A 24,112-nucleotide genomic window follows, 5' to 3' on the forward strand; every position below is an offset into this window, starting at 1 on the left:
GGTAGCATCCCGAGCACAGCGATCGGCTGGTCGCGTTTCGTACTCTGCCTGCGCCAAGTCGGCGACAGGTCCGTTCTCAAGACGGCGCCAGTATCTGACCTGGCAGTGACAAATTTATGGATTTAATGTGACACTTTAATGACATGGCGAGGCTTGTGAGCAAATGAAAAGAGGGCCGCTGTCGCCGCCCTCTCTGCACTGCTAACCCATTGCCGAAAAAGACTATTTCAACACCACCATGCGGGCCGGAATGAGGAAGCTGAAACGGCTGCCGAGGCCGACCCGGCTCTCGATATCGAGCTGGGCATCGTGATGACTCAAGGCGTGCTTGACGATGGCGAGCCCCAGCCCGGAGCCACCCGTGTGGCGCGAGCGGGCCCGGTCCACCCGATAGAAGCGCTCGGTGAGCCGCGCCAGATGCTCGGGCGGGATCCCCTCCCCCTCGTCCTGCACCACAAACAGCGCCATGGCCCCCTGCTTGCGCCACTCCACGCTGATCTTGCGCTCCGCCGGGGTGTAGTGAATGGCGTTGTAGACCAGGTTGGAGACGGCGCTGCGCAGCTGATCCTGATCCCCGCGCACGAACAGATTGGGCTGCACGCTGAACTCGATCTGGTGCGCCCGCTCCCCCGACAGCGCCCGCGCCTCCTGCTCCAGCAGCCCCAGCATGGCGGGCATGTCCACCAGGTGGGAGAGATCCACCGAGGGGGCCGCCTCGATGCGCGACAGGGTGAGCAACTGATTGACCAGATTGTCCATGCGGATGGTCTGCTCCATCATCACCCTGTGCGCCTTGGCCCACAGGGCGGGGGGCGGCGGCTCTTCGGTCATCTCCAGATAGCCCTTGAGCACGGTGAGCGGCGTGCGCAGTTCGTGGGAGACGTTGGAGACGAAGTGCTTGCGGGTCTTCTCCAGGCTGCGCAGCCGGGTGACGTCCCGCACCACCAGCATGGCCTGATCCTCGGCGTAGGGCATGATCCGAAACTCGAGAAACTTCTCCTCGTTGATGGGCGAGGTCATCTCGAACGGTTCGTCATACTGCCCCTTGTTCAGATAGGCGCCGAAGGCGGGATTGCGAATGAGGTTGCCTATGTGCTGACCGGCGTCTTCCGGCCAGCGAAAACCGAGCAGCTGCTCCGCCAGCCGGTTGCACCAGAGGATGCTGCCGTCGGTGCGAAACACCACGGCGGCATCGGGCAGAGCCTCTGCCCCTTCCCGAAAGCGGCGGATGAGGCCCGCCAGCTCGCGGCGCCGGGCACGGTGGCGCTGCTGCAACTTGTAGATGCCGTTGAAGATGTACTCCCAACTGCCGCTGCCGTTGGGGGGCACCAGGCTGCGATCGTGCCACAGCCAGTCCGACAGCCGCTTCTGGAAGCGATAGTGCCAGCCCAGATGCAGCACGGTCGCCACCAGCAGGCAAAGAGTGAGGGTATTCGTCAACCAGCCGACCAAGACGAAGGGCGCATAAAAAAACGCCATCCGCCACAACTGTCGCCGCCAGGCGTAAGGTTGCAACATAACGTCCTCTACAGACGGGTTGAGAAGCGATAGCCTGCGCCGCGCACCGTCTGGATCAAGCGATCGTGCCCCGTCTCTTCAATGGCCTTGCGCAGGCGACGGATGTGCACATCCACGGTTCTGTCCTCGACGTACACATTGGTACCCCAGACATTGTTGAGCAGCTGCTCGCGACTGTAGACCCGCTCCGGGTGGGTCATGAAGAAGTGCAGCAGCTTGAATTCGGTCGGCCCCATGTCGAGCGCCTTCTCCTCGGCGCTGACCCGGTGGGAAACGGGGTCCAGCTTGAGCCCCTGCACCTCGATCACCTCGTCCACCGAGGTGGGAGAGACGCGGCGCATCACCGCATGCAGACGGGCGGTGAGCTCCTTGGGCGAGAACGGCTTGGTGATGTAGTCATCGGCACCCGCCTCCAGACCACGCACCTTGTCCTCCTCCTCGCCGCGGGCGGTCAGCATCACCACCGGGATCTGGCGGGTCACCTCATCCTGCTTGAGTTGCTTGATGAACTGGATGCCACTGCCACCGGGCATCATCCAGTCCAGCACGATGAGTTCGGGGTAAGGCTCGCGCACCTTCGCCAGTCCATCGGCGTAATCTTCAGCTTCAACCGTCTCATATCCCTTTTGCTCGAGCACGAAGCAGAGCATTTCGCGGATCGGTGCTTCGTCCTCGACCACCAGAATTCGCTTAGCCATATCCCTTCTCTCTCCTGTGTGAAGATGGGTGCGCCAATTATTAGAACTTTCTGTGACACTTTTATGACTTTATGACAGGCGGGATGATAAACGTTTTCAGATTCAGTTGGCAGCAGCGAGTTGCAGCAGGTCCCAGCGGTTGCCACTGATGTCCTCGAACACCACCACCATGCCGTATGGCTCGCTACGTGGCTGTTCACAAAAATGAACACCGTACGCCTGCATGCGCTGGTAATCCCCCCAGAAGTCGTCGGTCTCGAGGAACAAAAAGACCCGGCCACCGCCCTGCTGACCGATGGCGGCCTGCTGCTCCGGCGTGGCGGCACGGGCCAGCAAGAGCGCTGAGCCTGGCGCGCCGGCAGGCGCCACCCGCACCCAGCGCTTGCCCGGTTTGCCCGGCTCGTCGAGGGGCGTGTCTTCCAGCAGCGCAAAATCCAACCCCTGGGTGAAGAAGGTGATGGCCTCGTCATAGTCGGCCACCAGCAGGGCCAAGGCGCCTATGTGTTGTGACATGGAAATACTCCTCAACAGATGGATGAAGGGGGCTCACGCCCCGGCTGGCGCGCATCATAGCGGCTGGAAGACCTGGGTTCCAGCCGCTATGTCCCGCTCGCAGAGCGGGCGCTTCACCACTGACCAGGCCTGCTAACTAGGCCACCTCGACCCGGTTGCGACCCCGTTTCTTGGCCTGGTAGAGCGCCTCGTCGGCCCGCTTGAGGGCCTGCTCCAGCGGATCCCCGCGCCGCTCCGCCACCCCGAACGAGGCCGTGATGGGCAGCGCCAGCGGCCAGTGCGGATAGGCCACCAGGGCGACTCGCAGCCGCTCTGCCAGCCCCTCGGCGCGGGCCTGCTCGTAGTGCAGGCAGACCAGCACGAACTCCTCCCCGCCCCAGCGCACCAGCCGGCACAGGCTATCGCAGTGGCGCAGCACCTCGCTCACCATATGCTTGAGCACCTCGTCCCCCACCGGATGGCCGTGGCCATCGTTGACCCGCTTGAAGTGGTCTATGTCGATGTAGATGAAAGAGAGCGGCATCTCGCCAAGCTCGGCCAGCAGCTTGTTGCCGCCGAGCCGGTTGAGGGCGCCGGTCAGGGGATCGTACCTGGCCTCCTCCTCGGTGCGCCGGGTCTTTTCGCTCAGACTCTGGCTGAGCGCCTCCGCCGCCAGCCTGGCCGCACGGGCCTTGCGCAATCGATCCCGCATCAGCAGGTGTTGCACCAGAAACAGCAGCAGGCAATAGCCCAGCCAGCTCAACAGCAGGGGACGATAGAAGGAACCCGGCTGCACCCAGCGACCATGAAACTCCATCTGTTCCAGCACCAGCCGGTAGTGGCCGGGCTGCATGCCGATGCCGGAGGCCAGCTCGACGGCATAGACATGCCTCAGATCAGGCCCCTGTTGCGCCAGCGGTATCTTGTACTGCTGCACCCACCAGGTGGCCGGGGTGAACACCTTGAGCGGCACATCCTGCACCCGGCCGTAATCATCGGGGCGGAAGATCACCTCGTTGAACTTGTGGGACGACGCATCCCCGGCCCTGGAATAGGCGGGGTGATAGTTGCGCAGGTAGAGCCGCCAGATCTGGGGCCCCTCCCCCTCGACCCTGAGCCGGATACGCACCCAGTCGAAGCGGGAGAGATCGATCCCCCGCTCTGGCTCGGTCAGGGTCAGCACCAGCTCGCAGAACGGAAAGGCATACCCGGCGCGCAGCTGGCAATCGATGGCGGGTTTCTCCGCCACCGCATCATGGTGCGCCGAGCCGCCCCCGGCCGACAGCAGTGTGGTGACAGACTGGCCGCCGTGGACCCTGTCATCCTGCGCCGTGACGGACAGGCGGGCATTGCTCACCATGTCCAGCCGCCGATCGGGCCCGAATTCAAACAGCAGGATCGCCAGCAGGCTCAATCCCAACAATACCCAGAACAGCACATTAGCCAGACGAGAATAGGAAGGGGTCATATAGGCTCCGCCCGACTAGGGGCTCTGACTCTATATCAGGGGATCCGGCGCGCCAGGATCCCTGGTTATTACACGCGCCGACACGGGCGCCATAGGGTATTTTCTCAGCCGGATACCGGCGGACAGGGCCGAGCTCGCCCCGGGATCAGGCGCACCACCCGGGTGCGGCCGTCCTGCGTCAACCGGGAGGTGCCAGGTCGGCCCCCCGGAGAGACGCGCGCTTGCCAATCAGATGTGAACACAGGATAGAGCACTCCATGCCATGGAAAAATAACGAGAAATAAATAAAAAGGGCCCTGATGGGCCCATCTTACACAAGGGAAATGGTGAGCAACAACACCCTCATGGTCCCTCGCGCAGGGTCCGGTAGAGGGTGGTGCGGCTGATGCCGAGCTGGCGCGCCGCCTCGCTCACGTTGCCCCCGCAATCCGCCAGGGTCTGCTGCACCCGCAGCCGGTTCTGCTGGCGCAAGGTGTGGGTACCCGCCTGCGACGAGGGTGCTGCCGATACGGCGGGCAGATGCAGGTGCGAGGGCGTAATCCAGCCCTGTCCCTCCGCCAGCACGCAGGCCACCTCCAGCGCCTGCTTGAGCTGGCGCACGTTGCCGGGCAGCGGGTGAGCCAGCAGTTGCTGCTCAGCATCACCCGTCAGGCGCAGCGCCGAGTCCATCTCCGCCAGCAGCCGCTGGATCAATCCCAGGCGCTCGCCCCGTGGCCAGGCCCGCAGCGGTGTCAGCGACTGGCGCCAGCCGCAGATCCGGTAATAGAGATCCTCGCGAAACGTGCCGGCCTGCACCATGGCCGCCAGATCCCGGTGGCTGGCGCTGACCAGCCAGAAATCCACAGGCTCGGGTCTGTGGCTGCCGACCGGGGTCACGCTGCGTTCCTGCAACACCCGCAGCAGCCGGGTCTGGGCCAGCAGCGGCAACTCGCCGATTTCATCCAGCATCAGGATGCCGCCGTGGGCGGCGCGCAGATAGCCCTGACTGCCCTGGCTGCGGGCACCGCTGAAGGCCCCGCCCACGTAGCCAAACAGCTCGGCCTCCACCAGATCGGCCGGCAGGGCGCCGCAGTTGACGCACACCAGGGGCTTGTCCTGCCGACTCGACTGGCGGTGCAGGGCGCGCACCAGGTGCTCCTTGCCGCTGCCGGTTTCCCCCTCGATGAGCAGCGAGATGCCCCGTTCCAGCATCTTGAGCGGCACCTGTGCCGACCCTGGTTGCTCGATTTGCCGGGGCGCCACAACCGGCTCTGGCACCAGCCGCAGGCCACGGCGTTCACGCAGCAACTGCCGGCCATCGAAGGGGTGCTGGCCGAGCCAGAGCCGGCCGGCCCGGTTGGCACCGAGCAGCTCGCCCGCCTCCCCCAGCAGCAGACGGGCGGACCAGAGACTCTGGGGATCGAGATCCACCAGCCAGCCCGGCTGGCGCGCCAGCAGCGCGTTTTCCAGCGTCATGGCCAGCAGCCGCACAGTGCCCAGCATGTCGCCGTCGTGGTGGGCCGCATCGGTGGAGATGTCGAGTACCCCGAGCAATTGCCCGTCCGGCCCGAGCAGGGGGCTGGCGCTGCAACTGAGGAAGCTGTGCTGGGCGAAGAAGTGCTCGGACCCCAGCACCTGCACCTCGCTCTGCTCGGCCAGCGCTGTGCCGATGGCGTTGGTGCCCTTGCTCGCCTCCCCCCAGCGGGCGCCGCTGCGCAAAAAGATGCGCTCGGCGTGGCGAGCGAAGCCGTCGTCACCGCTGGCGGCCAGTATGGCCCCCTCGCCGTCACACAGCAGCAGGCGACAGGGCCTGCCCGCCAGCAGCTGGGCAAACAGCGGCAGCACGAAGCGCTGGAAGCAGGCGATCAGCGTCCTGTGCTGCTCCTGGCGGGCCGACAGCTCCCCCTGGGGCAGCAGATCCAGCTCGGCGCTCTGCTGGCGATGCAGGCCCTGATGCAGGCAGCGCTGCCAGGAACGCTGGATCGGACTGGGGCTGAGACTGGATTGAGGTAACTCGCTCATCATGCCTCCTGTTCACAAACGGCACGCATGGGGCCGGCAAATGTGGATGACTCGCTCATCACGCCTCCTGTTCACAAACGGCACGACTGTCACGGCCACTGTCCAGAAACGGCACAGCGTCATCGTTACAGCCGGGGTCATTGGTTAATCAAGATACGCTGCCGCACCCCGTTTGGTAACGTTTTTGTAACCTTTTACCCGCTGGTCAGACCCTTTGGCATGGCCCTTGCGATACCCCCTGCGTACCACCCCGGCCAGCCAGCGCGTGCAGCCGGGCAGGACCTTCACACACATAAGGATGATGAGATGATTTATACCGCTCCCGGCCAGGCAGGCGCTCTGGTCAGCTTCAAGTCCCGTTACGACAACTTCATCGGTGGCGACTGGGTGGCGCCGCGCGCCGGCCGCTACTTCGAAAACATCTCGCCGGTGGACGGCAAGGTGTTCTGCGAGGTGGCCCGATCCGACGCCGCCGACATAGAGCTGGCGCTGGATGCCGCCCACAAGGCGTTCGCCAGCTGGAGCAAGACCAGCGTCACCGAACGCAGCAACCTGCTGCTGCGCATCGCCGATCGCATCGAGCAGAACATAGAGGTGCTCGCCATCGCCGAGACCTGGGAGAACGGCAAGGCGGTGCGCGAGACCCTGGCCGCCGACCTGCCGCTGGTGGTGGATCACTTCCGCTACTTCGCCGGCTGCATCCGTGCCCAGGAGGGCTCGGCCGCCGAGCTGGATCAGCACACCGTCAGCTACCACTTCAAGGAGCCTATCGGCGTGGTCGGCCAGATCATCCCCTGGAACTTCCCGCTGCTGATGGCGGCCTGGAAGCTGGCCCCTGTGCTGGCGGCCGGCTGTTGCAGCGTGCTCAAGCCCGCCGAGCAGACCCCGGTCACCATCATGCTGATGATGGATCTCATCAAGGACATACTGCCCCCCGGCGTGGTCAACGTGGTCAACGGCTTCGGCGCCGAGGCGGGCCAGGCGCTCGCTACCAGCGACAGGATCCAGAAGCTGGCCTTCACTGGCTCCACCGAGGTGGGCGCTCATATACTGCGCTGCGCCGCCGACAAGCTGATCCCCTCCACCGTGGAGCTGGGCGGCAAGTCCCCCAACATCTATTTTGCCGATGTGATGCAGCATGAGAGCCAGTACATCGACAAAGCGGTGGAAGGCATGCTGATGACCTTCTTCAACCAGGGCGAGGTGTGCACCTGCCCCTCCCGCGCGCTGGTACACGAGAAGATCTACGACGACTTTATGGACAGGGTGCTGGCCCGCGCCCGCACAATCGTTCAGGGTAACCCCCTCGACACCGCCACCCAGGTCGGTGCCCAGGCATCGCGCGAGCAGTTCGACAAGATCCTGAGCTACATGGAGATAGGCCGTGGTGAGGGGGCCAAAATGCTGATCGGCGGCGGCCCGGCCAAAGTGAGCGGGCTGGAGGGGGGCTTCTACATCCAGCCCACCATCTTCTCGGGCCAGAACAAGATGCGGGTGTTCCAGGAGGAGATCTTCGGGCCGGCGCTCGGGGTCACCACCTTCAAGGACGAGGCGGATGCGCTGGCCATTGCCAACGACACCCAGTACGGGCTGGGGGCGGGCCTGTGGACCCGCGACAGCAACCTGGCCTGGCGCATGGGGCGCGGCATCCAGGCCGGCCGGGTCTGGGTCAACTGCTACCACGCCTACCCGGCCCACGCGGCCTTTGGCGGCTACAAGAAGTCAGGCATAGGCCGCGAGACCCACAAGATGATGCTGGATCACTACCAGAACACCAAGAACCTGCTGGTGAGCCACGACATCAATCCCCTCGGCTTCTTCTAAGCCTCCACCTCTCATGACAAGGGCGCCTGCGGGCGCCCTTTTCATTGCTTAGAGTGGTCGCTACTAGAGCGCCGCCTGCCCGGCACCGATACCCAATTGCTGGCGATAGCGCTGGGGCGAGCAGCCCAGCTCACGATTGAACATGGCGATAAAGGCCGAGGTGGAGCCGTAACCGAGCCGCCAGCCAATCTCCTGCACCGGCAATTCCCCCTTGAGCCAGGCCAGCGCCTTGAGCAGCTTGAGCCGGGCCCGCCACTGGCCGAAGTTCATCCCCAATTCCCGCACGCAGCGCCTGGCCAGGGTGCGCTCCGTGCTGTGCAACTGTTCGGCCCACTGGGCCAGGGTGCGCGGATCGGCGGGATCGCTGTGCAGCGCCGCCAGCATGGGGGCCAGCAGCTTGTCCTGGCTCATGGGCAGGTAGCTGTCCTGGCAGCGGGTGCGGGTCAGCTTCTCCACCAGCAGCTCGGCCTGGCGCACGTCCCACTCATCCTGCATGTGGCCCAGCTTGCGCTCGCAAAAATCCGCCAGCATGGCCCGGATGAGCGGCGTTATCTGCAGCAGGCAGGGCTCGGCCGGCAATCTGGCCGCCAGGGCGTGATTGACATAGATGGAGGTGTAGTCGAGGGCCTGCTGGTTGTAGGAGGCGTGCTCCAGGTTCGCGGGCACCCAGATGAGGTAGTCGGCGGGCGCCACCAGCCGGTGATCCTCCAGCACGATTTCCAACACCCCCAGGCTTATCATGCTGAGCTGGCCCCAGGGGTGGCTGTGGGACGCACAGGCGCTCTCGGCCTGGATCTGCTGATAGCGCAGATAGAGGGGATTGGGCTCGGGCAGATGCAGATCCGTCGGATGGTAGTGACGTATGGCCATAACGGGCGGATTGTCCTTTGCACGGGATAATTTGTCATTTTTACGTTACTTGATAACAGAAAGACAAGGGTAGACTGGCCATCTCGATAATAAGGAGCCTTTGATGCGTATCTTCTTCCCGCTTATGTTCCCGCTGATGGCCGTGCTGATCTGGGCCACCAATACAGTGGTGTCCAAGGCCGCCGCCGATGTGCTGGATCCCGCCGCCATCTCCTTTTACCGCTGGGTGATCGCCGCCCTGGCGCTGACCCCCTTCTGCCTGCCGCAGCTGTGGCGCCGCCGTGGCGAAATTCGCCCCTGGCTCGGCAAGCTGCTGGTGCTGGCGGCCCTTGGCATGGTGCTCTACCAGTGCCTCGCCTATTACGCCGCCCACACCACCTCGGCCACCAACATGGGGGTCATAGGCTCACTCATCCCGTTGCTGACCCTGCTGCAGAGCGCGCTCTTCTTCGGCCAGCGGCCGGGCAAGCAGGCCCTGCTCGGCATGAGCATCTCGCTGTTCGGGGTGCTCTGGCTGCTGAGCCAGGGCCAGCCGCTGGCCCTGCTGCACAACGGCATCAATCAGGGGGACGGGCTCATGCTGCTCGGCTCCGCCAGCTACGCCCTCTATGGCCTGCTGATCCGCCGCTGGCAACTGCCGTTCGGCCCCTGGCTCAACCTCTACATGCAGATCCTGCTGGCTGTGCTGCTGCTGATCCCGGTCGCCCTCAGCGCAGACTCCCTGGCGGTCCCCGCCGAGGGCTGGGGTCTGGTGCTGTTTGCCGGCATAGCCTCTTCCCTGCTGGCGGCCTATTGCTGGATGCGCGGCCTCGCCTGCATGGGGGCGGAGCGCACCTCAGTGTTCATGAACCTGATGCCGCTGTGCACGGCGCTGATCGCCGTCATCACCCTGGGGGAGCCAATCCACGGCCATCACCTGCTCGGCGGCGGCCTGATCCTGACCGGCGTCATGCTCTCCCAGTTCAAACCCAGGGTGCGCCCCGCCCTGCTGGAAGAGGCCTGAACAGCCTGCTACACCGGCTTTCGCGCCAACGATAGACACAAAAAAGGGAGCGTAAGCTCCCTTAACTGTATCTTAAGGGTACCGGAGTAGACTCAAGAAGAACAAACGGACACTTAACCATCAGTAGGTGCTTTATGGGTACAAATACAGTCAACTTGCTCAACAAAGTGCCAGAGGTCACCTTAACATTCTGGTTGATCAAAATGATGTCGACGACCGTTGGGGAGACTGCTGCAGACTTCTTGATCTTTAACCTGCATTTGGGCTTAACAGTTACCTCCTTGCTTATGGGGGTGCTCCTAATCGCGATACTCTTGATACAAGTTCGAGCAACCAGCTATACCCCCTGGAAATATTGGCTAGCTGTTGTACTCGTGAGTATTTTCGGCACCTTGGTGACGGATAATCTGACCGACCAGGTTAGAGTACCATTGGAAATATCTACCAGTGTGTTTACGGTTGTGCTATTGGGCACTTTCTGGGTTTGGTATGCACAAGAAAAAACCTTGTCCATCCGTTCTATCGATACCCGCAAACGCGAACTGTTTTACTGGGCAGCCATTCTCGTTACCTTCGCATTGGGCACAGCTGCAGGCGACTGGGTGTCAGAGGGACTGAACATAGGGTATTTGAATGCCACATTGCTTTTCGGATCGCTGATCGCAGCCATCGCAATTGCTCATTATTGGTTCAGAATGAATACCGTGTTAGCATTTTGGATCGTTTATGTACTGACGCGTCCACTTGGTGCTTCAATAGGTGACTGGCTATCACAATCTGAAAAACATGGAGGTTTGGGATTTGGTGTCACCAGTACTAGTTTTGTTTTTTTTGCCTGCATCACCATTCTGGTTATTTATCAGTCACTATCACATCGAATGTCTAAGCATGGTTGAAAAATGCTATGTGAGTCGACTGATATCTGCCAAGGCCAGCGCTTAGTTCATAAAAAATAGATTTTAGGATGCGATCAGCATATCACCCCTGGGGCCTCAGGCCCCTTCATCTTGATAGGAGGATTGGATGGGTTATGGGGAAGTGGCAATTAATGCAGTGTTGATGTGTAAATCAGATGACCAATATAATCCCTGTGACGCCTGGGTACTTGCAGCACAAGAACACTATCCCTCAAGCCAGTCAGCTCAGTTAAAGGGGTGTCCAAAAGGAGCATTCTTGGGATTGTGCAGTGAAGGCCTGGTTCGAGGCATATCTAGACGGCGTTATTCACGTGCGATTCAAAATGGAAACTATGCTGTCAAAGCCATACGTGTTCTTCAACACTATGAAACTCAACATACTGAATTACTTAGTGCAGTACAACTTTGGGATGTTGTAATGAGAAAGGTTGGAAAAGAAATTGTGCATAATGGCCAGATGGATGTGGTTTTAGCTCTTTGGAAGGAGGGCTTGATTACTCCAAAGAAATAATAGGTAGTGTCGTACAGAGAGAACATTTGTTATGTCTGCACGATACTTAACTTAGTTAATATTGTCATCGTAAACCTTGCAAAATGATTACTTTACATACAGAAGAACAAAAAACAAACTGAGCAACTCAATAAATAGACACATGTCAACAAAAACACTGTAGATTATTAGCACTAATCTTGCGCCAATTCATAATTATCAAGTTTGTCATTTGACGTTGTTATTATTACTGGTAGGGTTCCTATCGAGGATAGCAATAAAAATGGAATTTTTATGAAAAAAAGCGTTTTTTGTGCAGCAATAATCTGTGGCTTCAGTAGCTATTCGCATGCTTCCAGTACATTTGAAACATATGGTGATATTGGACAGTTTGCGATCCCTGCGATTGCTGCGGGAGTCTCCTGGTATCAGGGTGATGATGAAGGGCTAAAGCAATTTGGATACGCTCTCCTTTCCACAACCGCAACAGTTGAAGTGCTCAAAAATACGGTTGATGCAACCCGTCCAAATGGTGGTAGCAAAAGTTTTCCCTCTGGCCACACTGCATGGGCATTTAGTGGCGCCAGCTATCTGCAAGTCCGTTATGGTTGGAGCTATGGCTTGCCAGCCTATGCTGCGGCTGGCGCGGTTGGTTGGTCTCGGGTTCACTCAGACAACCACTATTGGCGAGATGTGATTGCCGGGGCGGCGATCGCCACAGGGTTCAGCTACCTGTTTACCTCACCTAAAGGCCCACAGATGGCTTTTTACCCCACCCTCATGGAAGGAAATGCCAGAGGCATCGGACTCAGCATAACCTATTGATTCAATGCTATTAGGCTTCAACAGCTACATGTACTTTTAACTTGCCAACTCCTGCCATAAGCCGAAAGTTTCACGGTGAATTTACCCCGGCAACTCGGCATACATCTGCTTGCGGCGAGCGGATCAGTTGCCCCGGCGCCAGTGGTAGCGCCGCTCGGGCCGGCCACGCTGACCGTAGTTGAGATCCACATCGACCCTGTCTTCCGACTCCAGATACTCCAGATAACGGCGCGCCGTGGTGCGGCTCAAGGAGAGGCGCAGCGCCACCGTATCGGTGGAAAACGCGGTGTCCGGCTCGCCGGCCAGCAGCTCCAGCACCTGGCGCAAGGTGATGGCGTCGATCCCCTTTGGGGTATCGCGTACCTCCCTGGCCTGGGGGCGCCCCTTGCCCATCAGCCGATCCAGATCGCTCTGCTCCAGGGAGCCGCGCTCGCAGATGCGCCTGTGCAGGGTGAGGATCTCGTCCAGGCTCTGCTGGATGCGAAACAGCCGCAGCGGCTTGATGATGTAATCCTGCACCCCCAGGTTGAGGGCCTGCTGTATGGTCTCAACGTCGCAGGAGGCGGTCACCATGATGACGTAAGCCTCGCGGTTGTGGCTGCGCAGCCGGTTCACCCACTCCAGGCCGGAGCCATCGGGCAATGAGATGTCCACCAGCAGCAGCTGTGGCTCGGTCGCACGCATCATGAGGTCAGCCTGGGTCAGGCTCTCGGCCCGACCCAGCAGGGAAAATCCGGGGGTGGAGGAGACCAGCTCGGCCAGAATGGATCCAATCCGTTCGTCATCCTCGATCACCAGAGTGAAAATGGGCTCCATAGATCACACCAATTGGTTTTTATTCAAGTAGATACCGAACAAAGTTGTCTGTTCGGCGGTGCGTCGCCATTCTATCACACCCCCTCGCCTGGCCACCGTCTCCTTGACCAGGAAGAGGCCGACCCCGTGATCGCCGGTCTGGCGGCTGATACCGTAATCAAACAGATGATCCGCCAGCGCCTCGTCCACCCCCTCGCCGCTGTCCTCCACTTCAATCACCAGCCGGCGACCAAAGTCGTTGAGGGAAATCAGCACCCGCGGCGGACACAGCTTGCGCCGCGCCCAGGCGGCGCGAATGCCGTTGTCCAGCAGGTTGCCGATGAGGGTGATGAGATCCGCCGACACGGCCGCCGGATACTCCGCCAGCGCCGAGTCGGGATCCAGCACCAGCTCCACCCCCAGCTCCCGCGCCCGGCTGAACTTGCCAAGGATGAGCCCGGCCACCGGTTTGTCCTCGATGGCCCGCAGCAGACCCTGCAGCATGGTCTGGCAAGCCTCGCTCTCCTGCTGGATCAGTTCTACCGCCTGATCCACATGGCCGAGCTGCAGCAGGCCGGAGAGGCTGCTCAGCTTGTTGGCGAACTCGTGGGTCTGCATCCGCAGCATCTCGGCATACTGGCGCAGATGGGTCACCTGCATGCCGAGGCTGCCGGTCACCTCGGGGCGGCTGAAGATGAGCAGGCGCCCGGGCACCTTGCCCTCCACCGCCTGCCAGCGTCCCACGAACGACTCCCCGTGCACCGTGAAGCCGAGCTCGGTCTCGAGCTGGGTCAGGGCCGGGGCCAGCGGCGGCGACAGCTCGGCGAGCGACTGGCCCAGCAGGGAGTGCCGCCCTGTGCCCGGCAGACGCAGCTGATAACAGGCGGCGCTGTTGAGCATGCGAATGTTGCCCCCGCTGTCGATGGCGATCACCCCCTCGGAGATGTGCTCAAGCACCAGCTCCTGCAGCACGAAGCGGTTGACGATGGCCTCGGGCTCCAGATCCAGCAGGGTGCGACGCAGCAGGTGTTGCAGCCAGAGCGCCAGCAGCAGGCCACAGCCCAGCACGGCGCCGATGGCGCTGACGAGCAGGGTGATCCGCTCCAGATAGATGCCCTCCACAGTCCGCATCAGGTAGCCGACCGCCACCACCCCCATGGCGCGCCCGTCCGCCCCTATCACGGGGGCGAAGCAGCGAATGGCGGGCCCCAGGGTGCCCTCGTCCCTGGAGCAATAACTGCCCCGCTCATTGAGGGCCGGCCAGATGTCCTCACCACGGAATTTCTGCCCCACCAGCTCGGGCCTGGGATGGCTGAGGCGACGGCCATGCTCGTCGGTCACCACCATGTAGGCGGCATCGGTGCGGCTGCAGATCCCCTGCACATAGTCCCGCAGACCGGGATCCCTGCCCAGCTGCAGGGCCTGCACCACCCGGCTGTCCGCCGCCAGCACCCGCGCCAGATCGCTGCCTTTCTCCTGCAGGTTGCTCTCCAGCAGGTGGCGGATAAAGAGGGCGAGCAGGCCGCCCAGGATCAGGATCAGCAGCAGGGAAAGCCCGAGGGAGAGAGTAACCAGTTGGTGGCGCAGTTTCATCGATTAGCCTTGCAACATCAGGAAGCGGACCAATAGTGCGGGCGCCACCAGGTCTGGTCAATCAGTGGCGCAGGATCACCACTAAAATCGGCCAGGCCCTCCTCGCGGGCGGTGAGGGCTACCGCCCTGGCGACCGCGCGGGCCACCTCCCCCACCTGCTCTATGGGGGGCAACAGGCGCCCCTCGGCCAGCGGATAGGCGCCCACAGCCCGCACCGCCGCCTGCAGCATGCCATCGCTGATGCGGCGCGCCTTGACCGCACAGGCCCCAAGACCAATGCCCGGGAACACATAGACGTTGTTGCACTGGGAGACCACCCGCGCCTCCCCCGCCACAGTCACAGGAGCAAAGGGGCTGCCGGTGGCGAGCAGGGCACGCCCACCGGTGGCCTGCCACACCTGTTCCGGCGTCGCTTCGGCACTGTGGGTGGGGTTGGAGAGCGGCAGGATCACCGGCCGCTCGCAGGCGGCGCCCATGGCCGTCAGCACAGCCTCGTCAAACAGACCGCCCTGGCCGCTCACCCCGATCAGCACCCCGGGGCGCAGCCGCTCAATGAGCGCAGGCAGCTCGGCGCAGGCCTCTTGTGGCGGACGGGCAAACGGCCGCTGGGACGGCGTCAGGTTGGTGCGATCCAGGCAGACCAGCCCATCCTGATCAAATAACTGTACCCGCTCCGGGCCGCCCGCCAGTTGGGCCAGCATGGCGGCGATGCCGCAACCCGCCGAGCCGGCGCCGACGATCAGCACAGGGGTGTCGGCCAGCCGACTGCCCGCCTGCTGCAGCCCCGCCAGCACGCAGGCCGAGGCGACCGCCGCCGTGCCCTGGATGTCGTCGTTGAACATGCACAGCTCGTCTCTATAGCGGGCCAAGAGGTTGGCAGCATGCTTGCCGGCGAAGTCTTCAAATTGCAGCACCACCTGGGGCCAGCGCTTGCGAATGGCCGCCACCACCCGATCCATGAAGTGGTAATAGGACTCGCCATCCACCCGGTTGGCCTGCCAGCCGAGGTAGGAGTCATCCTCCAGCAGCTCGGGGTTGTTGGTGCCCACATCCACGCACAGCGGCAGGGTACGCGCCGGGTTGATGCCGCCGGCGGCCGAGTAGAGCGCCAGCTTGCCGATGCAGATCCCCATGCCGCCGATGCCGAGATCGCCGAGCCCCAGTACCCGCTCACCGTCGGAGATGACGATGACATCCACCTCCTGATCCACTGCGGCGAAGATGGCGTCCAGATCGTCCCTGTCGTGCCAGGAGAGGTAGAGACCGTGGCTGCGCAGATAGAGGTCGCTGTGGCGCTGACAGGCCTCCCCCACCACAGGGGTGTAGATGATGGGCAGCAGCTCCGGCAGGTGGTGGCGCACCAGATCGTAAAACAGTACCGGGTTGTCTTCCTGCAGCTGGCGCAGCAGCAGGTGCTGATCGAACGGGCTCTGCATGGCAGAGACCAGGCGGTAGATGCGGCGCCGTTGCTGGGCCAGGGACTCCTCCTTGTGAGGCATGCGCCCCATCAGCCCCTGTCGCTTGCGTTCGGCATAGGGCAGGCTGGTGCCCATCATGATGTCGTTCATTGTCTATTCCTTATGCCAGCAGCGAGATGAGCAGGGTGGCCAGGATCAACATGACGGCGCCCCCGAGACGGGAAGAGATCTGGGCAAACGGCATCAGCTTCATGCGCTGGGCCGCCGACAGCACGGCCACATCGCCCGTGCCGCCCATGTTGGCCATGCACAGACCGCCGGTGATGGCCGCCTCTATGGGATAAAAACCTATCATGCGCCCTACCAGGGCCGCCCCCAGGGCACCACCGACCACGGTCACCAGCACCAGCACGAAGTAGCTGATGGAGAAGGCACTGATGAGCTCGGGGATGCTGGTGTAGGCAACCCCTATCCCCACCAGCAGGGAGGGCGTCAGATTGCCGACCACGAACTGGTACCAGTCGGCGGCCGCCTGCTCGTAACGGCGCGGCAGCAGGCCGCTCACCTTGATGATGGCCACCGCCAGTATCATGAGCGCGAAGGGGTGCATGGGAATGAAGTTACCGAGCAGAGAACCCAGCACGAACATGCTGGAGCTGATGAAGAGCCCCATGCCGAGACTCTCCAAGGTCGGTGCCTGAACCTGCTCTTCGGCCACCGTCTGGCTGCTCTCCTTGATCATCAGCCGGCCGTTGCCGGTCAGGGAGGGGTAACGACGGCCGAGACGGGCCAGCAGGGTGCCCACCAGAATGGCCAGGGTGTTGGCGATCACCACGGCGGGCACCATGCGTGACAGCAGATCGGCGCTGGACATCTGCATCGGGCCCGAGAGGATCTCCACCAGCGGCACGGCGCCGGCGCCCATGCCGCCGCCCATGATGGGCAGGCCGATGAGCAGCACCGCATTCTTGAAGCCATAGCCCATCAGGGAGCCGACCAGGCCGACGCTGAGCAGTGCCAGGGTCACGCCCCCCAGGATCACCGGCAGGTAACGCATGGCGGCATTTTTCAGCAGGGCACTGCTCATGCCGAACACGGAGCCGGTCACCAGGCTGGCGATGAAGAAGTTGAGAAAGCCCCCCTCCTTCATGAAGCCGATGATCACCTGCCCCGCCTCGATTGGCAGGATCCGGTATTCAAACAGGGCGGCGCCGCCGAAGATGGCGAGTATGGTGCCGCCCCCCAGGTATTCACGTATGGGGGTGATGCGCTCCCCCAGCTCGGTCAGCAGGGTGCCGAGCACGAACATCAGCGCCAGCGCGCCGACCATGCCGAGCGGCAAGGATCCATTCCAGCCCGAGAAGAGCACGCAAGTGGCAAGCCCGAGGAAGATCATCATGGGCATGCCGGCAATCTGTCGGTCGCCAAACAGTGCGGGCCGGGTTTGTGAGGTAGAGAGGTTTTTCATTGTTATGCTCCAGCGTGTGGTGTGGCGCTACTCTAGTGATCCTCTCCTTCCCTGTCGGTTAGCCCGATTGCAAAGGCATATAAAAACATTAAAATCTTAAACGCTATGACCCAAAAACAGCCATAAACTGCCCCCGCCAGCGTTATTCACGAGCAATGAACTGCGCTAGCCAGATGCAGAAATAAAGAGTGATGTCGGCATGACATCACGACCTGGCGGGACAAACATTAAACATTGATTAAATTTCACTCACCAACAGGCAAGAAATAACCGGATCGCGCTCGGATGATGACAGCCCCATATATAGGCTGCGTCTTCATATCAAAGCGGCAACAAGGCTGGCATAGCGCCAATGTTCTCCCATGAGCTGAGGCCGGCGGATCACCAGGCCCCAAGCGTCACCGGCAAGAGAGGGTTCCGCGAGGGATGCCATGTGGGTTGCATCGCAGGCGCGACGCGACAACTGTGCCTTCCAGTGCGATCAATGAGGCAGACGGGACAGGGCATGCCCCAAGGATCGGGCATACCTGAATAGCCAGTGCCTCATTTCAGCCTGCTTGTTTTCGCTATTCGGCTAATAACAGTGGAATATTGGCAGGGTCAAATTCATGACAGATATCGCTCGCTTCCAGACTGAGGCCATAATGCGCGTCGGCAACATATTCTCCATCGGCCAGCAGGCTCTCGATTGAAAAATGGGGGTCACCCGATTCATATCGTTCCACAGCTATCGTCTCCCTGTTTAGCTGACCCATCAATATTAGTGGATAAAAAACAGGCTGCCGAATTTATATGACACCTTGTTGACCAAAAATAATAGCAGGCGCGACCCTTTCCTTATTTTCATCCCACCAACCAGCCCACGTTTATTTATCCCGCCAGGGTATGCCATGGGATTTCACGCACTTTTCGCTCATTTCCAACCAAAAAAGCCTCTTATGAGGCTCAATACTCATCAAAAAAGCGCCATAAGAAACCTGTCTGAAGTTTTTCCAAACAAGATCCCGATCACACTATTTACTTAGCCTGCTAAATAACTACAATGCTTAGCAGGCTAAGTAAGTGGAGAGCACGAATGATGAAGGATCTGGAAATGTTGCGCGAGTTGTCCCTCGCCGAGCGCGTCGGGCGTCTGCATCGACTGTGGCGTACCGTGGCCGATCTCGAGCTGGCGCCCCTGGGCCTGACCCATCCACGCTGGACCGCACTGTGGAAACTCAGTCAGCTCGGTGGTCACCTCAGCCAGAAGACGCTCGCCGAGGCGCTGGAGATAGAGCTGCCCTCCCTGATGCGCACCCTGGGTCTGCTGGAAGAGCAGGGGCTGATTGAGCGCCACAGTTGCAGTCAGGACAAACGGGCCCGCATCGTCACCCTGACGCCAGAGGGCAAGGCGCTGCTCGACCAGATCGAGGATCGCATCATAGGGGTGCGTCGGGATCTGCTCGCCGGCATCAGCCAGAAAGAGCTGACGCAATTTGAAGACATAGTGCACCGGATCTCCGCCAACGCCCTCGGCAAGATAGGTTCACAGAGTGAAGAGAGAGAATAAGATGACCCCGGATCAACAATTCAAACGCTGGATAAAATGGGCCATGGGGTCCTTCATACTGGTATTTGGCTACTTCCTGCTGGCCGACCTCAAGATGCCGCTCACCCCGCAAGCCATGGCCACCCGTGTCGTGACCAAGATGGCCCCCCAGGTCAGTGGCAAGGTGGCGCAGGTCGCCGTCGGCAACAACCAGCATGTCAAACAGGGGGATCTGCTGTTCACGCTCGATCCCGCCCCCTTTGCACTGGCCGTCGAACAGGCCCGGCTCGCGCTGGATCAGGCCGAGCAGCAGAACCGTCAGCTCGACGCCACCCTGAACGCCGCGACCGCCGACTTCAACTCGTTGCAGAGTCAGGCCTCCCAGAAGCTGCGGGAAGCCGAACGCATCGACGCCCTCTATCGCCGTCACATGGTGTCGGAACAACAAAAAGATGATGCCGACAGCGCATTTCGCACCGCCCAGGCCAACCTGATGGCCAGCAAGGCCCGCATGACCCAGGCCAGAGTAAACCGCGGTTTGTCCGGCGATGACAACCTGTTGCTGCGTCAGGCGCGCAACCACCTCGCCCAGGCCGAGCTCAACCTCGCCTACAGCCAGGTACACGCCAGCCAGGATGGCATCATCACCAACCTGCAACTCAAGCCGGGCAGTTTCGCGGCGGCGGGGGCCCCGCTGCTGGCACTGGTCTCCGAGCAGGTGGACGTGATCGCCGATTTTCGCGAGAAGAGCCTGCGCCACGTGGCTCAGGACAGCCAGGCACTGGTCGCCTTCGATGGCGAGCCGGGCAAGCTCTATCCGGCCCGGGTCACCAGCCTGGATGCCGGTGTCAGCGCCGGTCAGTTCGATGCCAACGGTCTGCTGGCCAGCCCCACCGAATCGGATCGCTGGGTGCGCGATGCCCAGCGGCTGCGCCTGCACCTGACACTGGAGCAGTTGCCAGGACACCTGCCGGCCGGTGCCCGCGCCACCGTCCAGCTGCTGCCGGACAACGCGCTGAGCGCCCTGTTTGCCCGCGGCCAGATCCGCCTGCTCAGCCTGCTGCACTACATCTACTAAGGTGGCGACCATGAACCTGTGGCACAGGCCCCTCACCGCCAACGAGCTGCGCCAATGTCTGCGCATCGCCTTTGGCTGCACACTGGGGTTCTTGCTCTGTAAAACCTTCGGCTGGAACTATGGGGTCTTCTATACCGTGACCCCGGTATTGCTGCTGGGCATGGTGCCAGTGATGAACGGCCATGCCGCCCGTCAGCTGATCGCGGCCGCCGTCATCTGCGGTGTGGAAGTGGGTCTGCTGGGAGGGCTGTTTGGCGGCCATCCCGGCCTGATGATCCCCATCGCCTTTTTGCTGTTTCTCTATCGCTTCGCTGCCATGTCGCGGGGCAGTCTGTTCCTGTTCGGCGCCAATGGCGTGTTGAGCCTGAGCATAATGCTGCACTTTGCCAGCTATCCGCAGACCGATCTCAACGACCTCATCTTCAGCAACCTGTGGGCCAGCACACTGTCGGTGCTCATCGCCTACCTGATGACGGCGCTGATCCCGGATGTGGAGGAGCGGCCCAAGCCGGCGGCGACCCCCAAGGCGCCACACAGGATGCGGCACGAGGCCCTGCTCGGCGCCAGCATAGCCACCCTCTCCTTCATGGTGTTCCAGATCTTCGACTTGCGGGACTCCATGTCTGCCCAGGCCACCACCCTGCTGCTGCTGTTTCCCATGCACTGGAACGGCGCGCTGAGCTATGCCCGCAAGCGGGCCATGGGCACACTGCTCGGCGTGACCTTCGGCCTGCTCAGCCAGCTGGTGCTCTACGACTGGTCCGGCTTGCTCCTGCTGGTCGCCCCCATGCTCTGGCTCGGCGCCATGCTGTTCAGCCACGCCCACGTGAAGGAGGCGAGCGGTTCCGGGGTTGGCTTCGGCGCCCTCACCACCCTCGGCATACTGTTTGGCCAGTACCTGACCCCGGGCAACGATCTGGTGTTCAGCGCCCTCTATCGGGTGAGCAGCATACTGTTTGCCATCGTCGCCACCCTGCTGGCCTGTTATCTCATCCACCGACTGCTTAACCGCTTCGAGGCGACTCGGTTCGGTTATTGACTCCCTGTTGTTAGCTCAAGGATGTGCTGTTTTTCGCCCCGCTATGCCTACCGGGGCGTTTTTTTGTCCGCATTTTGCAGGCCAGCCGCGCTGGTCGGACAACAACAGCAACTATGCTTGCAAGGGTAGTCACAAGGCGGAGAGGCACAATGGCACGAGTTCACAATGGCTGGCTGGCAGTCGCCCTCTCGCTGGGCATAAGCAGCGCCTGGGCCGCCCCTGTGCTGATCGCCGCCGAGGATGACTGGGCTCCTTATTGCGAGCTGAACAAGGAGACTGGCCAGCCAGAAGGGCTGGCACCGGATCTGGTGAAGGCCATCTTCGCCGTGGAGGGCATAGCCGTCGAGTTTCGCACCATTCCCTTCGCCCGCTGCATGCACGAGGCCAAAAGTGACAAGGTGCTTGGCTGCTTCGATGCCACCATCACGGAGGAGAACCGCTACCAGTACTATTGGCACGAGACCCCCATGTTCGAGGAGGATCTCGCCATCTTCGCCTTGGCCAGCGAGCCTCGTCGGAATCTCAAACTTACCTCGCTGGAACAGAAAACGGTGGGCATCACCCTCGGCTACACCTATCCCACCGATTTCATGGAAAACCCCAGGATCACCCGCTTTCAGGCCAAGTCGGACACCCAGATCATCGAGATGCTGGTGCGCGGCCGGGTCGATTACATACTGATGAACGAGATGCCGGGCTACCTCAAGATCCAGCAGAAGCAGCTGACCGGCCGGGTGGTCAAGGTGGGCAAGCTCTCCACCGACGGCTTCTGGCTCGCCTTCTCGCGCGCCCATCCCCAGGGAGAGGCCATGGCCAGGCGCTTCGAGGAGGGGCTGCAGAAGATCAAAAACAATGGCACCTACGAGGCGCTGGTACGGGACTTCGAAGCCAGGCTTGGACTCCATTGAACAGTTTTGCTGCGCCACCGGCGATATATGACGACGCAGGCCCGAACCGTGCTACTGTGGCCCCTCACTCGTCGGCCGATTGCGCTCTGCACCTGATGACAGGCTTGTCATGCAAAAGAGTCGCCAGCCAGGGCAGCCCTTGCCCACCTCTCACTCCCAACCTGACGTCGCCAGACCAGCTGTATTGACCCGATGCCATAAGGCGCATCCCCTCCCCATCGCAGCCTGTTCTCACTGTTGTTATCTGCTATCCACTCTATTTTTACTGCGACAGCGGCCATCCCGACGAGAACAAGCTTCAAGCCAGCGGCCTGAGGCGATTTTCTGTTTGGCGCAGCCCTGCCGCCCACACAGGACACATTGACATGATTGCCTACCTCATTCTGGTTCATCGCTATCCCGGTCAGTTCAAGCGCCTGTTCAAGGCGATTTACCACGACAGCAACCACTACCTGATCCACGTGGACAAGCGCTCGGGCCCGGATCTGCAGCAGGAGATAGCCCGCTTTCTGGCCGATTACCCCAACGCCACCATGCTCCCCAGCAAGAATGCGCTCTGGGGCGGTTACAGCCTGGTGGATGCGGAGCTGCGCGGCATAGCGGCGCTGCTGGAGCAAAACAAGGAGTGGGAGTTCTTCATCAATCTGAGCGCCCAGGACTTCCCGCTGCGCTCCCAGCACGACATTCACGACTTCCTGCGCGATCACAAGGGCAAGGATTTCCTCAAGGTCGCGGATCAGCGCCAGCACAGACCGGACACCCTGCACCGCATCGATCACTATGTGACCGAAACCGCGACTGAGCTGGTGTGCGAGCCGGTGAAGACCCGTCCCTATCTGGCGGGTGTGACCCCCTACATTGGCAATCAGTGGATGATCCTGAGCCGGGCCTTCTGCGAATTCGTCAGCCACAGCCCGGAGGTCGACCGCTTCAAGGATTTCTACCGCCACACCCTGATCGCCGACGAGGGCTTCTTCCAGACGGTGATCATGAACACCAGCTATCAGGGCCAGATAGTCAACGATGACAAGCGAGCCATTGACTGGATCCCCATGGGGGACATCAAGCTGCGCCCGCGCGACTACACGGTGCACGACGCCGAGGCCCTGCAGCAAAGCGAGCACCTGTTCGCCCGCAAGTTTGACGAGACCATAGACAGCGACATCCTGGATATCCTGGAGCGCGCCATGAGATGCCCCCTCGACACACCCGTCATCCGGCAGGCTGCGTTGGTATGACCATGCGATTCACCCGGACACTTACCGACGCAATCCGCCTCCGGGATGATTGCGACTTGGGCACAAGCTGGTAGGCTCAAGCCCGGATGACACCGATGGAGAGTTCAAGATGAAACACACCAATATTCTGTTGCTGGGCATCACGGCCCTGACCCTGCTGAGCGGTTGCGAACGCGGGGCCACCACCTTGAGCGTGACCGGCGGCGATCCCGTCACCTATCAGTGTGAGCAGGGCAAGAAGGTGCAGGTGAGTTACTTCGCCCTCTCCGACCAGAGCCTGAACTTCGTCAAGCTGGCACTGCCCGATGGCAAGGATTACACCCTGCCGCAGACAGTCTCCGCCTCCGGCGCCCGCTATACCGATGAGCATGAGGCCGTCTGGTGGAACAAGGGGGAGGAAGGATTCGTCGAGATGCGCGACAAGGATGGCGAGTGGCAGAGCGTCTACAACGACTGCAAGCAGCAGTAAACAACAACCCCGGCCAGGCCGGGGTTGTTCATTATTCCACTTCAATCTCGTAGCGACCCACCACTCGCACCGGAATGGCCTGCGGGTTCTGCTCCGACACTCGATAGCTGGTCTTGGCCAGCGCCGACAGGGCGATCAGGTCCAGCACGCCGGGCGGCTCCGAGGCCAGGATCTGTGGGCTGAACAGATTGCCGTTGGAGTCGATGAGATAACGGATCTCCACATGGCCCTTGACGGGCCGCTTGGCTGGCGCGCCGCCCACAGGTTCAAACGGGGGCACCTCGCCATCCTGCACCCAGTATTTGCCAAGCTCCGCCATGGTCACCTCCAGCGGCGGCTGGTTCAGTTTCATGGTGGGACTGGGGCTGGCACAGCCCCCCAGCAGACCGAGCACAGTGCCCAGCAGCAAGACCTTCAAACCCATTCAACACTCCTTGTTGAGTCAAATCAGAGGGGTAACCCCTCCCCGGCA

The 24,112-nt window shown here is 61.5% G+C and carries 23 protein-coding genes; 11 read left to right on the plus strand and 12 right to left on the minus strand.

Going from position 1 to position 24,112, the window contains the following annotated elements; translation table 11 throughout:
- Nucleotides 1-222 precede the first annotated feature (222 nt).
- From phoR to IU367_RS15800, 5 genes are all read right to left on the minus strand, one after another.
- The gene (gene phoR / locus IU367_RS15780) at nt 223-1,518 is read right to left on the minus strand and encodes a phosphate regulon sensor histidine kinase PhoR (RefSeq protein WP_274452401.1); all 1,296 of its coding nucleotides are present in this window, start codon (nt 1,516-1,518) and stop codon (nt 223-225) included.
- A gap of 8 nt (nt 1,519-1,526) precedes the next feature.
- Nucleotides 1,527-2,216: a phosphate regulon transcriptional regulator PhoB gene (phoB, locus tag IU367_RS15785; RefSeq protein ID WP_041206225.1), complete on the minus strand. Its 690-nt coding sequence runs from the start codon at nt 2,214-2,216 to the stop codon at nt 1,527-1,529.
- 102 nt (nt 2,217-2,318) lie between these two features.
- Nucleotides 2,319-2,729 (minus strand): VOC family protein, encoded by a 411-nt coding sequence (locus IU367_RS15790; RefSeq protein ID WP_274452402.1) that lies wholly within the window; start codon nt 2,727-2,729, stop codon nt 2,319-2,321.
- A gap of 136 nt (nt 2,730-2,865) precedes the next feature.
- Nucleotides 2,866-4,176: a GGDEF domain-containing protein gene (locus tag IU367_RS15795; RefSeq protein ID WP_172955398.1), complete on the minus strand. Its 1,311-nt coding sequence runs from the start codon at nt 4,174-4,176 to the stop codon at nt 2,866-2,868.
- 342 nt (nt 4,177-4,518) lie between these two features.
- Nucleotides 4,519-6,177, minus strand: a complete 1,659-nt coding sequence (locus tag IU367_RS15800) for a sigma-54-dependent Fis family transcriptional regulator (protein WP_274452403.1) — start codon at nt 6,175-6,177, stop codon at nt 4,519-4,521.
- Nucleotides 6,178-6,483: 306 nt separating this feature from the next.
- On the opposite strand from IU367_RS15800, the gene exaC reads away from it, so the two are divergent.
- Nucleotides 6,484-8,001 (plus strand): acetaldehyde dehydrogenase ExaC, encoded by a 1,518-nt coding sequence (exaC, locus tag IU367_RS15805; RefSeq protein ID WP_131729717.1) that lies wholly within the window; start codon nt 6,484-6,486, stop codon nt 7,999-8,001.
- 63 nt (nt 8,002-8,064) lie between these two features.
- Here the strand turns inward: exaC and IU367_RS15810 are convergent, their stop codons facing one another.
- Nucleotides 8,065-8,871 carry an AraC family transcriptional regulator gene (locus IU367_RS15810; protein ID WP_241279241.1) on the minus strand — a complete coding sequence of 269 codons (807 nt, stop codon included), beginning with the start codon at nt 8,869-8,871 and terminating at the stop codon, nt 8,065-8,067.
- 103 nt (nt 8,872-8,974) lie between these two features.
- Here IU367_RS15810 and IU367_RS15815 point away from each other — a divergent pair, with 103 nt between their 5' ends.
- The 4 genes from IU367_RS15815 to IU367_RS15830 all read left to right on the plus strand — a co-directional run bounded on the left by IU367_RS15815 (nt 8,975) and on the right by IU367_RS15830 (nt 12,106).
- Nucleotides 8,975-9,874, plus strand: a complete 900-nt coding sequence (locus IU367_RS15815; RefSeq protein WP_274452404.1) for a DMT family transporter — start codon at nt 8,975-8,977, stop codon at nt 9,872-9,874.
- A 134-nt stretch (nt 9,875-10,008) separates the two neighbouring features.
- Nucleotides 10,009-10,770 (plus strand): COG4705 family protein, encoded by a 762-nt coding sequence (locus IU367_RS15820; RefSeq protein WP_274452405.1) that lies wholly within the window; start codon nt 10,009-10,011, stop codon nt 10,768-10,770.
- 127 nt (nt 10,771-10,897) lie between these two features.
- On the plus strand, nt 10,898-11,302 hold the full coding sequence (locus tag IU367_RS15825) for a DUF6979 family protein (RefSeq protein WP_274452406.1): 405 nt from the start codon (nt 10,898-10,900) through the stop codon (nt 11,300-11,302).
- A 273-nt stretch (nt 11,303-11,575) separates the two neighbouring features.
- Nucleotides 11,576-12,106, plus strand: coding sequence for a phosphatase PAP2 family protein (locus IU367_RS15830; RefSeq protein WP_274452407.1), 531 nt, complete (start codon nt 11,576-11,578; stop codon nt 12,104-12,106).
- 123 nt (nt 12,107-12,229) lie between these two features.
- On the opposite strand, the gene IU367_RS15835 is transcribed toward IU367_RS15830, so the two are convergent.
- From IU367_RS15835 to IU367_RS15855, 5 genes are all read right to left on the minus strand, one after another.
- Nucleotides 12,230-12,922: a response regulator gene (locus IU367_RS15835; RefSeq protein ID WP_005316875.1), complete on the minus strand. Its 693-nt coding sequence runs from the start codon at nt 12,920-12,922 to the stop codon at nt 12,230-12,232.
- A gap of 3 nt (nt 12,923-12,925) precedes the next feature.
- Nucleotides 12,926-14,494, minus strand: coding sequence for an ATP-binding protein (locus IU367_RS15840; RefSeq protein WP_043554821.1), 1,569 nt, complete (start codon nt 14,492-14,494; stop codon nt 12,926-12,928).
- Between the two features lie 17 nt (nt 14,495-14,511).
- The gene (locus IU367_RS15845; protein ID WP_274452408.1) at nt 14,512-16,062 is read right to left on the minus strand and encodes an NAD-dependent malic enzyme; all 1,551 of its coding nucleotides are present in this window, start codon (nt 16,060-16,062) and stop codon (nt 14,512-14,514) included.
- Between the two features lie 10 nt (nt 16,063-16,072).
- Complete coding sequence (locus IU367_RS15850) at nt 16,073-17,380, minus strand: 2-hydroxycarboxylate transporter family protein (protein ID WP_274452409.1); 1,308 nt, start codon at nt 17,378-17,380, stop codon at nt 16,073-16,075.
- 566 nt (nt 17,381-17,946) lie between these two features.
- Nucleotides 17,947-18,138, minus strand: a complete 192-nt coding sequence (locus IU367_RS15855; RefSeq protein WP_084214009.1) for a hypothetical protein — start codon at nt 18,136-18,138, stop codon at nt 17,947-17,949.
- A gap of 317 nt (nt 18,139-18,455) precedes the next feature.
- Between IU367_RS15855 and slyA the strand changes: the two genes are divergently transcribed.
- The 6 genes from slyA to IU367_RS15885 all read left to right on the plus strand — a co-directional run bounded on the left by slyA (nt 18,456) and on the right by IU367_RS15885 (nt 23,640).
- Nucleotides 18,456-18,929 carry a transcriptional regulator SlyA gene (slyA, locus tag IU367_RS15860; RefSeq protein WP_043134552.1) on the plus strand — a complete coding sequence of 158 codons (474 nt, stop codon included), beginning with the start codon at nt 18,456-18,458 and terminating at the stop codon, nt 18,927-18,929.
- A 1-nt stretch (nt 18,930) separates the two neighbouring features.
- Nucleotides 18,931-19,986, plus strand: a complete 1,056-nt coding sequence (locus IU367_RS15865) for an HlyD family secretion protein (RefSeq protein ID WP_043554817.1) — start codon at nt 18,931-18,933, stop codon at nt 19,984-19,986.
- A gap of 10 nt (nt 19,987-19,996) precedes the next feature.
- Nucleotides 19,997-21,025 carry a DUF2955 domain-containing protein gene (locus IU367_RS15870; RefSeq protein ID WP_043554816.1) on the plus strand — a complete coding sequence of 343 codons (1,029 nt, stop codon included), beginning with the start codon at nt 19,997-19,999 and terminating at the stop codon, nt 21,023-21,025.
- A gap of 149 nt (nt 21,026-21,174) precedes the next feature.
- Nucleotides 21,175-21,933: a substrate-binding periplasmic protein gene (locus IU367_RS15875; RefSeq protein ID WP_274452410.1), complete on the plus strand. Its 759-nt coding sequence runs from the start codon at nt 21,175-21,177 to the stop codon at nt 21,931-21,933.
- A gap of 365 nt (nt 21,934-22,298) precedes the next feature.
- Nucleotides 22,299-23,171 (plus strand): beta-1,6-N-acetylglucosaminyltransferase, encoded by an 873-nt coding sequence (locus tag IU367_RS15880; RefSeq protein WP_241279235.1) that lies wholly within the window; start codon nt 22,299-22,301, stop codon nt 23,169-23,171.
- 109 nt (nt 23,172-23,280) lie between these two features.
- Entirely contained in the window at nt 23,281-23,640 is a 360-nt protein-coding gene (locus IU367_RS15885) for an MliC family protein (RefSeq protein WP_241279234.1), read from the plus strand.
- A 31-nt stretch (nt 23,641-23,671) separates the two neighbouring features.
- Here IU367_RS15885 and IU367_RS15890 read toward each other — a convergent pair whose 3' ends face one another.
- Nucleotides 23,672-24,064, minus strand: coding sequence for an energy transducer TonB (locus IU367_RS15890; protein WP_274452411.1), 393 nt, complete (start codon nt 24,062-24,064; stop codon nt 23,672-23,674).
- Nucleotides 24,065-24,112: the final 48 nt, after the last annotated feature.

This window comes from Aeromonas bestiarum (assembly GCF_028751155.1).
GTDB classification, from domain to species: Bacteria; Pseudomonadota; Gammaproteobacteria; order Enterobacterales; family Aeromonadaceae; genus Aeromonas; species Aeromonas bestiarum.

Excerpts from the sequence above, each read along its gene's own strand:
- phoR (WP_274452401.1), bottom strand. The coding sequence starts at position 1,518 with ATGTTGCAACCTTACGCCTGGCGGCGACAGTTGTGGCGGATGGCGTTT.
- phoB (WP_041206225.1), bottom strand. The coding sequence starts at position 2,216 with ATGGCTAAGCGAATTCTGGTGGTCGAGGACGAAGCACCGATCCGCGAA.
- IU367_RS15790 (WP_274452402.1), bottom strand. The coding sequence starts at position 2,729 with ATGTCACAACACATAGGCGCCTTGGCCCTGCTGGTGGCCGACTATGAC.
- IU367_RS15795 (WP_172955398.1), bottom strand. The coding sequence starts at position 4,176 with ATGACCCCTTCCTATTCTCGTCTGGCTAATGTGCTGTTCTGGGTATTG.
- IU367_RS15800 (WP_274452403.1), bottom strand. The coding sequence starts at position 6,177 with ATGAGCGAGTTACCTCAATCCAGTCTCAGCCCCAGTCCGATCCAGCGT.
- exaC (WP_131729717.1), top strand. The coding sequence starts at position 6,484 with ATGATTTATACCGCTCCCGGCCAGGCAGGCGCTCTGGTCAGCTTCAAG.
- IU367_RS15810 (WP_241279241.1), bottom strand. The coding sequence starts at position 8,871 with ATGGCCATACGTCACTACCATCCGACGGATCTGCATCTGCCCGAGCCC.
- IU367_RS15815 (WP_274452404.1), top strand. The coding sequence starts at position 8,975 with ATGCGTATCTTCTTCCCGCTTATGTTCCCGCTGATGGCCGTGCTGATC.
- IU367_RS15820 (WP_274452405.1), top strand. The coding sequence starts at position 10,009 with ATGGGTACAAATACAGTCAACTTGCTCAACAAAGTGCCAGAGGTCACC.
- IU367_RS15825 (WP_274452406.1), top strand. The coding sequence starts at position 10,898 with ATGGGTTATGGGGAAGTGGCAATTAATGCAGTGTTGATGTGTAAATCA.
- IU367_RS15830 (WP_274452407.1), top strand. The coding sequence starts at position 11,576 with ATGAAAAAAAGCGTTTTTTGTGCAGCAATAATCTGTGGCTTCAGTAGC.
- IU367_RS15835 (WP_005316875.1), bottom strand. The coding sequence starts at position 12,922 with ATGGAGCCCATTTTCACTCTGGTGATCGAGGATGACGAACGGATTGGA.
- IU367_RS15840 (WP_043554821.1), bottom strand. The coding sequence starts at position 14,494 with ATGAAACTGCGCCACCAACTGGTTACTCTCTCCCTCGGGCTTTCCCTG.
- IU367_RS15845 (WP_274452408.1), bottom strand. The coding sequence starts at position 16,062 with ATGAACGACATCATGATGGGCACCAGCCTGCCCTATGCCGAACGCAAG.
- IU367_RS15850 (WP_274452409.1), bottom strand. The coding sequence starts at position 17,380 with ATGAAAAACCTCTCTACCTCACAAACCCGGCCCGCACTGTTTGGCGAC.
- slyA (WP_043134552.1), top strand. The coding sequence starts at position 18,456 with ATGATGAAGGATCTGGAAATGTTGCGCGAGTTGTCCCTCGCCGAGCGC.
- IU367_RS15865 (WP_043554817.1), top strand. The coding sequence starts at position 18,931 with ATGACCCCGGATCAACAATTCAAACGCTGGATAAAATGGGCCATGGGG.
- IU367_RS15870 (WP_043554816.1), top strand. The coding sequence starts at position 19,997 with ATGAACCTGTGGCACAGGCCCCTCACCGCCAACGAGCTGCGCCAATGT.
- IU367_RS15875 (WP_274452410.1), top strand. The coding sequence starts at position 21,175 with ATGGCACGAGTTCACAATGGCTGGCTGGCAGTCGCCCTCTCGCTGGGC.
- IU367_RS15880 (WP_241279235.1), top strand. The coding sequence starts at position 22,299 with ATGATTGCCTACCTCATTCTGGTTCATCGCTATCCCGGTCAGTTCAAG.
- IU367_RS15885 (WP_241279234.1), top strand. The coding sequence starts at position 23,281 with ATGAAACACACCAATATTCTGTTGCTGGGCATCACGGCCCTGACCCTG.
- IU367_RS15890 (WP_274452411.1), bottom strand. The coding sequence starts at position 24,064 with ATGGGTTTGAAGGTCTTGCTGCTGGGCACTGTGCTCGGTCTGCTGGGG.